This is a genomic window from Streptomyces himastatinicus ATCC 53653, from assembly GCF_000158915.1.
In the GTDB taxonomy this organism is placed as follows: Bacteria; Actinomycetota; Actinomycetes; order Streptomycetales; family Streptomycetaceae; genus Streptomyces; species Streptomyces himastatinicus.
In genome coordinates this window covers 1,057,303-1,065,527 of record NZ_GG657754.1, presented here as the reverse complement: position 1 = coordinate 1,065,527, position 8,225 = coordinate 1,057,303, and the positions used below count along the sequence as shown (strand labels likewise).

The window sequence follows — 8,225 nt, the reverse complement described above, 5'->3', positions numbered from 1 at the left end:
CCGCCGCCAGGGCGCAGCCCACGGTCAGCCCGACGGAGCCCCGGGTGCCGATGGCATTGGAGTAGAGGGTGGCGCCGGGCGTGACCCGGTGGCTGGTCTTGCGGGCGAACTCGAAGTGCAGGAAGACACAGGCGCAGAGCAGAACCGGCACGGCGGCGCTCCAGTGCGGGCCGGCGCCCGTCGCGTCCCGGTACGACAGCCACACGTGCCCGCTGAGCAGCGCCTGCACGGGATAGCTCACCGCCAGATTGCGGAAGATGCCGTCCCGGACCGACCTCGACCAGCGTTCGAGTCCGACCAGGAAACAGATGTAAGCGAGATCCAGCAGCAGCCAGCCGGTGAGCAGGGGCGACCGCCACACGGTCAGTGCGATGCCCGCGGCCGCGATGACCGCCATGGCGAGTCGCAGTTCGCGTACCGTGATCGAGCCGCGCGGCAGTGGCCTGCCCGGATTGTGCTCCCGGTCGTAACCCAGGTCCTTCTGCTCGTCCACGACCCGGATGAAGAGCAGGGCCAGCCACACCGTGCCGATCTCAGCGAGCGTGGGCACCCCCAGCATCCAGCGGGCGTCGCCCGGCTCCACCAGGGCCAGCGCACCCTCCAGGGCGAGCACCCACAGCACCGCGTACGTCACATAGACGCGGGCGGGGGCGCGCTCGGCGAAGAACGCGTACAGCCGCCGCACCGTGCCGCTCATTCCGCCACCTCGTCCAGGATCGTCACGGTACCGGTCGCCCCGTCCATCTCCACGCGTGCCCCGTCGGGAATCCTTCTCGTCGCGCCGGGCAGCGCGACGACCGTGGGGATGCCGAACTTCCGGCCGCTGATGGCGGTGTGCGACAGCAGGGTGCCGCGCTCGACGACGATGCCGCGCGCGGAGAGCATGAGGAACAGCCACCCGGGGTCGGTCTCCCGGGCCACCAGGATCAGGTCGTCGGTGGGATCGACACGCTGGTGCGGGTCGATGACCACACGGGCGGTGCCACGCACGACACCGCCGCTGGAGCCCAGCCCCCGCAGCCGCGAGCCCGGCCGCGCGTCCCCGCCAGGAGTGGGCAGCCCGTCGCGTACCGGGCCCATCGTGGCGAAGTCCGGGGGGAGTTCGGCATCGAGGGTGGCACGGCTCAGGTACTCGGCCCGGCGCAGCCGCGCCAGCCCCCGCAGATCGTCGGTGACCGCGCCCCCGTCGAAGTGGCCGAGGATCTCCTCCTCGGTGAGGTGGACCACGTCCTCCGCCGCGTCCAGGGCACCGCGCGCCGCGAGTTCCGTACCCAGCCGGCGGTAGATCTGGCGGCCGAATCCGAACAGCTCGCTGCGGCTGTAGCGGGTGTCCTCCCGGATGTTGATGTACCGGCGCTGCTGGGCGAGCAGGGTGCGCAGCACCCGGCGCCGCACGGGGTGGCCCGCCAGCAGCGTCCGCAGCCGCTCCTCGGCGGCCCGCCGGGTCGCGGTCTCCCGGCCGCGCAGGCACTCGCGGGTCAGGCCGCCGCGCGCGTACTCGCCGGCCAGCCGCAGGAGCTGGGAAGGCTGTTCGCGCGGCACCGGGACCTCCAGCTTGAGCTCTTGCAGGCCCCGGTCGCCGTGGGCCGCCGCGTGGGCCCGCATCCGGTCTGCGAGGTCCGTGCCGAACGCGCCGTCCTCGATCCGCCGCAGCAGCTCCTCGGGAGGCTTGCCGGGGTCCTCGTCGGCGAGGGCGTCCAGCAGCCCGGGGGTGGCCCTGATCCGTTCGGCGAGATCCACGAGGGACATCAGGATGGTGACGCTGCGGTTTTCCTCGCCACCGCACAGCAGGTCGCTGTGCAGACCGGCGTCGGCGCCGGGCAGCCAGCGGGAGAAGAGCCGCATGATGGCGGTCTCGGTGGTCTGCAACAGCACGTCGTTGACGAGGGTGAGGCCCCAGCGCTCCCCGGCCTCCTGCCACAGTGACCGCATCAGCCGCGCCAGTTGGAGCGGGTCGGCGGTCCTGGCGGCCTCGCGGTGGCGCGCGATGGTCTGCTGCCACCAGCGGTCGAAGCTCCGCGCGGCGGGGACGTGCAGGGCCCGCAGCCAGGCCAGGCGCAGCAGGGCCGCGGCGGTTTCCGGCAGCCGGCCGGGAGAGGTGGCGAGGCGGTCGGGGCGGACATCCGTCACGGAGGGGGACATGCCCATCATCCGCTCGAAACTGGCGCGCCACAGCGGGAACGTGGGGGACAGCCGGTGCAGCGTGTACCACGCGCTGAGGGAGTAGTAGACCCGGCCGTTCAGCAGCCCGAGCATGGATCGCAGGTCGTTCTCGTGGCGTGCCAGCACGGCGGGGGAGACCCCGAGCCGCCGGTAGAAGTCGCGGAAGTCCTCACGGTAGAAGCGCTGGGCGAAGGAGTAGGTGAGGGCGGTGGTCACACCGGGGTAGCTCTCGGTGATGTTCGCGTTGCTCCACAGCCGCTGCCCGCCCAGGTCGAGGACGACCGGCCGGGTCTGGAGGATGTGTAGGGCGCCGTCCTCGGTGAGGGTGCCCTCGATGTCCTGCGGGCAGCCGAAAAGCCGCTCGAGGCGGTCGCCGACGTCCCGGATGTGCCGGATCTGGCCGTCGGTGAGCGCCGGTTCGTCCCGCTCGCGGCCGTGCACCGGGAGCAGCCGGGGCCCGCTGCCCGGCCGCGCGGGATCCTCCTCCATGCGCTCGGACTTGTGCGCGACGACGGAGCGGACCGCGCCCGTGCGCCGGTCGATGAAGTGATGGTCCACCGGCACCTTCTCCTGGACGACCCCCTCCCCGATGCCGAGCCCGGCCGCCAGTACCCGGTCCCGGGACCCGGTCAGCGGGTCGCAGGTGAACAGGACGAAGGAGCGGCGGCCGAACACCATGCGCTGGACGCCCACGCAGACGGCGAAGTCCTCCGTGGCGGCGGTGGAGCGCGCCGCCCGGTACAACAGTGCCCGGGTGCCGAACCCGGAGGCCCAGCACGCGCGCACCCGCTCCAGCACCTGATCGCGGGTGACGTACAGAAAGCTTTCGCCGATGCCCGCGAAGGCGTCCTCGGCCGAGTCCTCGGCGGCCCGCCCGCGCGGCCCCACCATCGAGGACCGCACCGACACCACGGCGTGCGGGCCGAACACCTCGTCGTACGCCCGGTGGACGGCGCGCGCCACCGACGGCGGGACCGGCACGTCGAGGACCAGGCGGCGCAGGGCGTCGGACTGCTCGGCCAGCCGGTCGGGGTCGGTGTGGTCCAGCCGCCGCAGGATCGCCAGGAGCCGCGGGCGTACGGGTGCCAGGGTGCGGGTGAACAGACTCGCGGGCAGGCAGAAGAAGTGGGGCACGGGCAGTCCGGCCGAGGCCATCCGGGCCTGGCGGGCGAACTTCGGGCCCACCTCCGCCTCGTCCAGCAGTGCTCTCCCGCGCAGTACCGGGCCACGGCGCCCGGCGGGGCGGACGGCCCGCAGTACGTTCTCGATCGTCATGCCGATGTCACCACACCCAGGGGATGAGACGGCGCCGGGACGCCGCGAAGTCGGAGTAGCCGGGCAGGGCGAACAGCATCCGTTCCTCGACCAGGACGCGCACCACGATGGCCGGCAGCAGCAGGACCACCAGCGCGGCGGCGCTCGCGGGGTTGAGGAAGTAGCCGACGAAGGCGATGTGCGCGGCCGCCATGCCGACGTACGCGGGATGCCGCACCAGGCGGTACGGGCCGGTGTCCACGATCCGGTGGTCGCCGAGAGCCCGCACCCGGTGCGAGTAGAACCGCCCGAGGGCCCGGACCGCCGCCAGGCGCAAGGCGACGGCGCAGACGAAGGCCACCGGCAGGACGGGCATCCACGGCCGGTAACCGGACCAGTCCGTCGGCACCAGGCACGCGGTCGCCACGGTGACGGCCCGCGCCGCGCCGTACGCGTAGACCGTGCCGCGGTCGGTCGTCGCCTCGGTCGCTCGCGAACTGCGCACCGTCGTCCAGCTCTCCAGCAGCAGCCACAGCAGATACGACGCCGCGAGGGCGCATCCGACCCGGTGCGCCGGGTCGGACCAGCCGGCCGCCTCACGGACGGTGGCCAACGCCGTGGCCATGACGGACACGGTGAGCACGAACAGCGGAAATCTCCGCAGAAGCCATGTCATGGTCGACCTCCTGGCCGGGTCACGGGACGCGGTGCTCGGACGGTTCCGGCGACCGGCCGGCCTGATGGCGATCGGCCAGCCGCCGGACGACGGCGTCGCTCTGGGTCTCCTCGATCCGCTCGGCCGCGCCCTCCTCGTGGACCGACAGGCTCATGGAACCGGACGCGGTCGTGACGCCCGCCTGGAGGACGTCGCACTGCCCGTGGTAGCGCAGCACGTCCGGCCGCTTCCACACGGCCTCGTCGAGGTGATAGTCGATCTCGGCATCCAGCGGGAGCAGGAAGCGGGAGAACGACACCTGAAGGGAGTTGATGAGGAACCGCGGAACGGGCTGCCCCGGCTTCAGCAGATACCTCTCGGCGACGGCCAGCGACATCTGCCGGACGGCCTCCGTCACCACCATTCCCGTGACATGGGTGCCGGTGGTGTGGTCGAGCACCATCTCGTGCGTGTTCGACAGGCGCAGCGCGGCCTGGTAGTGGGTGTCGCCGATCCGCCGCAGACCGGCGATCAGGACGTTCTCCTGACGGTGCTTGTGGACCTCACCGCGGCCGGCGAGCTCCGGCGGGACCGCGTCCCACAGCGCGGTCCCGGGCAGCCGGCAACGCTTCAGCTCCGCCCGTATGAGGTCCATCTCGTGCCGTTCGATGCCCTGTCCCGGGACGAGCGCCGGCAGCGGATCCCTCAGCCGCCCCGCTCTCAAGTCCGCTATGAGCCTGGACAACGGCATCAGGCCCGCCCGCGGCGGCCCCCCGGCCAAGCGGTCTCCGACGATGAACACGATTTCGTCGTTCATCCTGGCTCCCTTCGGTGGTGTGCCGGTTGGCAGTGTTCAGCGGGCGGCCCGCGCCGCGTCGGCCGGCCGCTCGGCGGCGACGATCCGTGACCGTCCTTCCTCACCCCGCGCGAGCGCCGCCAGAAGGTCCGCCGCCCCCTTCCCGCCGGGACGTGCGGCGGAGTCGTCCAGCTCGCGCAGCGCCGCGACGACCGCGCCGAGCTCCTCGGCCAGTTGGGCCAGTACCCGCGCGACGGGGCCCGCGTTCGAGCCGATGATGTCGGCCCACAGCGCGGCGTCTCCCGCCGCGATGCGAGTCGCGTCCCGCAGCCCCTTGCCCACCAGCCGCAGCTGTGCCGTCTCGGCACCGAGCAGCCGGCCGGCCAGCAGGCTCGCCATCATGTGGGGGGCGTGCGAGGTCAGGGCGACCGCCCGGTCGTGCTCGGCGTGCCCCATGATCACCGGCCGGCCGCCGCACAGCTCGATCAGCTCGGTGGCGTGGTGCAGGGCCTCGGCGCGGGAGAACGCGGAGGGGGTGAGCACCCACGTACGGCCTTGGAAGAGGTCCGCGCGGGCGGCCAGCGGGCCCGACAACTCCCGCCCCGCCATGGGGTGTCCGCCGACGTAAGCCGTCAGGTCGCAGCCGGCCGACGCGGCGTCCATCAGGGGGCGCGTCTTGACGCTGGCCACGTCGGTGAAGAAACGCGCCACCATGCGCTGCTGATACTCCTTGAGCACCGACGCCGTATGCGCGGGCGGCACCGCGACGACCGCCAGGTCGACCGGGGCGCGCGGGGTGGCGGCGAGGCCGGCGCCCAGGGCCGCGGCGGTCCTGGCCGCCTCCGGATCCCGGTCCAGGAGGTAGGTGGTGACCCCGTGGCCGGTGAGGGCGAGCGCCACCGAGGTGCCGATGAGGCCGGTTCCGATCACTGCCGCGCTACGCATGTCCGCCGTCCTTCCCGTCCTGCACCGTCCACGCCGCCGCGTCCGGAGCGAGCGCGGCGCCGCCCGGCGGTCCCGGCTCGCTGGTCAGCAGGACGGTGTGCCCCTCGGGCAGCGGGACGGCGCGGTCCGAGAGGTTCACCACGCACACCACGTCACCGCGCCGGAAGGCGAGCACGCCGGGGCCGCCGGGCAGCCACTCCAGCGGCGCGCCGTGCAGCGCGGGCAGCGCCCGCCGCAGGCGCAGCGCCTCCCGGTACAGCTCCAGCATCGATCCGGCCGCGCCCTCCTGCGCCTCGACGGTGAGCTCCGCCCATCCCTTCGGCTGCGGCAGCCACGGCTCGGCGTCCTCATCCGTGAAGCCGTACGGCGGAGCGGCACCGCTCCACGGCAGCGGCACCCGGCACCCGTCGCGCCCCGGATCCTCGCCGCCCGAGCGGAAGTGCATCGGATCGCGCAGCCGGTCCGCCGGAATGTCCTCGACCTCCGGCAGGCCCAGCTCCTCACCCTGGTAGAGGTAGACGGATCCCGGCAGGGCGAGGGTGAGCAGCGCGGCGGCCCTGGCGCGGCGGGTCCCCAGGGCGAGATCCGTCGGCGTGCCGTGGGCCTTGGCGGCGAAGTCGAAGCCGGTGCGGGCCCGGCCGTAGCGGGTGACGGTGCGCGTCACGTCGTGATTGCACAGCACCCAGCAGGCGGGGGCGCCGCCGTGCGCGGCGAGCGTGGCGTCGACGCAACGGCGCAGCTGTCCGGCGTCCCAGGGGCTGCGCAGAAAGTCGAAGTTGAAGGCGGTGTGCAGCTCGTCGGGGCGCAGATAGCGGGCGAAGCGCCCGGGTTCGTGCAGCCACATCTCGCCGATGAGCGCGCGGTCGCCGGGATAGGAGTCGGTGATCCGCCGCCAGGAGCGGTAGAGGCCGTGGAGTTCCTCGCGGTCGGCGTACGGGTGCGAGGGGCCCTCCGGGGCGAGGCCGGGGTCGGCGAGGTCGGGCAGGGCCGGGTCCTTGGCGAGCAGGGTCGCGGAGTCCACGCGTAGCCCTGCGACCCCGCGGTTCAGCCAGAACCGCAGTACCTCCTCGTGGGCGTCGCGCACCCGGGGGTGGCCCCAGTTGAGGTCGGGCTGGTCGGGGGAGAACAGGTGCAGGAACCACTCGCCGGGGCTTCCGTCCGGCCCGGCGGTCCGCGTCCAGGCCGGGCCGCCGAACTCCGAACGCCAGTTGTTGGGCGGCTCCTGACCCGAGGGGCCGCGCCCGGGACGGAAGTGGAACAGCGCGCGCTCCGCGGAGCCGGGAGGCGCGGCGAGCGCCGCGCGGAACCACGGATGGGCGCTGGAGACGTGGTTCGGCACGATGTCCACGACCGTACGGATGCCCAGCTCAAGGGCTTCGGCGATGAGCCGCTGGGCCTCGTCGAGGGTGCCGAACAGCGGGTCGACACCGTGGTAGTCCACGACGTCGTAGCCCCCGTCGGCCATGGGCGAGGGGTACCACGGCGTGAACCACAGGGCGTCGACGCCGAGCCGCGCCAGATACGGCAGCCGGGCCCGGACCCCGGCGAGGTCGCCCGTGCCGTCCCCGTTGCCATCGGCGAAGCTGCGCAGGTAGATCTCGTAGATCACCGCGCTCCGCCACCAGGCCGGGACCTGGGGCACAGACCGTACGGAGCGCGCGGGTCGCGCCGTTCGTGCCGTCACGGCTGCCCGGCCCGGGCCGGATCCGCGAGGAACAGCTCCGCCGCATCCACCACGGTCAGATCGGGCAGTACCCGGTGGGCGAGCGAGTAGTCGCAAGCACGCGTCAGCGGGGTGGGAACGGCCAGCACCGTCATGCCCGCCGCCCGGGCCGCCGCGACGCCGCTCACCGAGTCCTCGAACACCACGCAGCGCCGCGGCGCCACCGAAAGCCGCGCGGCCGTCTCCAGGTACACGGCGGGGTCGGGCTTCCGTCGCGGTACCTGGTCACCGGTGACGACCGTCGCGAAGCTGCCGTCGAGTTCGTAGTGGCGCAGCCAGCGCCGGACCCAGCCCTCGTCCGCCGACGAGGCGACCGCGAGCGGCAGACCCGCGGTCCGCAGGGCGGCGAGCAGTTCGCGGACTCCCGGCATCAACCGCACGTTCTCGGGGGTGAAGTGCTCGGCCCACAGCGCCTCCAGCCGGTCCTCGAGCTGGGCGTCGGTACCGGTGGCGGCCCCGGCGGAGTTCCGCAGCATGCCGAACAGCAGGGGGTGCGCGTCGGGGCTGCCGCAGACCTCCCGCGCCCACCAGCCCTGGGGGAGTTCCGCGCCGTGCTCCCGGAACAGGGCGGAGCAGGCGAGGAAGTGGGGACGGATCGAGTCGACCAGCACTCCGTCGTGGTCGAAGACGATGGCCTGGATCGCTGGGTCCATCAGGAACCTTTCGTGGGTACGTCAAGGGGGGAGTGG

General features: G+C 73.3%; 7 protein-coding genes. All 7 read right to left on the bottom strand.

From position 1 onward, the window contains the following. Positions 1-697 (bottom strand): UbiA prenyltransferase family protein (locus SSOG_RS03905; protein ID WP_009712905.1); only part of this gene is annotated, 697 nt, incomplete at its 3' end. Then, entirely contained in the window at positions 694-3,438 is a 2,745-nt protein-coding gene (locus SSOG_RS03900) for a PEP/pyruvate-binding domain-containing protein (RefSeq protein WP_009712904.1), read from the bottom strand. The genes SSOG_RS03905 and SSOG_RS03900, both read right to left, overlap by 4 nt. Positions 3,439-3,445: 7 nt before the next feature. Next, positions 3,446-4,093: a methyltransferase family protein gene (locus tag SSOG_RS03895; protein WP_009712903.1), complete on the bottom strand. Its 648-nt coding sequence runs from the start codon at positions 4,091-4,093 to the stop codon at positions 3,446-3,448. Positions 4,094-4,112: 19 nt separating this feature from the next. Next, positions 4,113-4,889 (bottom strand): AfsA-related hotdog domain-containing protein, encoded by a 777-nt coding sequence (locus SSOG_RS03890; protein WP_106516348.1) that lies wholly within the window; start codon positions 4,887-4,889, stop codon positions 4,113-4,115. A 36-nt stretch (positions 4,890-4,925) separates the two neighbouring features. After that, complete coding sequence (locus SSOG_RS03885) at positions 4,926-5,813, bottom strand: prephenate dehydrogenase (RefSeq protein ID WP_009712901.1); 888 nt, start codon at positions 5,811-5,813, stop codon at positions 4,926-4,928. Then, positions 5,806-7,455, bottom strand: coding sequence for a glycoside hydrolase family 13 protein (locus tag SSOG_RS03880; RefSeq protein WP_039936500.1), 1,650 nt, complete (start codon positions 7,453-7,455; stop codon positions 5,806-5,808). The genes SSOG_RS03885 and SSOG_RS03880 overlap by 8 nt, the downstream gene beginning before the upstream one ends. A gap of 38 nt (positions 7,456-7,493) precedes the next feature. Beyond that, complete coding sequence (locus SSOG_RS03875) at positions 7,494-8,189, bottom strand: HAD family hydrolase (RefSeq protein WP_009712899.1); 696 nt, start codon at positions 8,187-8,189, stop codon at positions 7,494-7,496. Positions 8,190-8,225 lie beyond the last annotated feature (36 nt).

Coding starts and splice junctions, on each gene's coding strand:
- SSOG_RS03900 (WP_009712904.1), bottom strand. CDS start 3,438: ATGACGATCGAGAACGTACTGCGGGCCGTCCGCCCCGCCGGGCGCCGT.
- SSOG_RS03895 (WP_009712903.1), bottom strand. CDS start 4,093: ATGACATGGCTTCTGCGGAGATTTCCGCTGTTCGTGCTCACCGTGTCC.
- SSOG_RS03890 (WP_106516348.1), bottom strand. CDS start 4,889: ATGAACGACGAAATCGTGTTCATCGTCGGAGACCGCTTGGCCGGGGGG.
- SSOG_RS03885 (WP_009712901.1), bottom strand. CDS start 5,813: ATGCGTAGCGCGGCAGTGATCGGAACCGGCCTCATCGGCACCTCGGTG.
- SSOG_RS03875 (WP_009712899.1), bottom strand. CDS start 8,189: ATGGACCCAGCGATCCAGGCCATCGTCTTCGACCACGACGGAGTGCTG.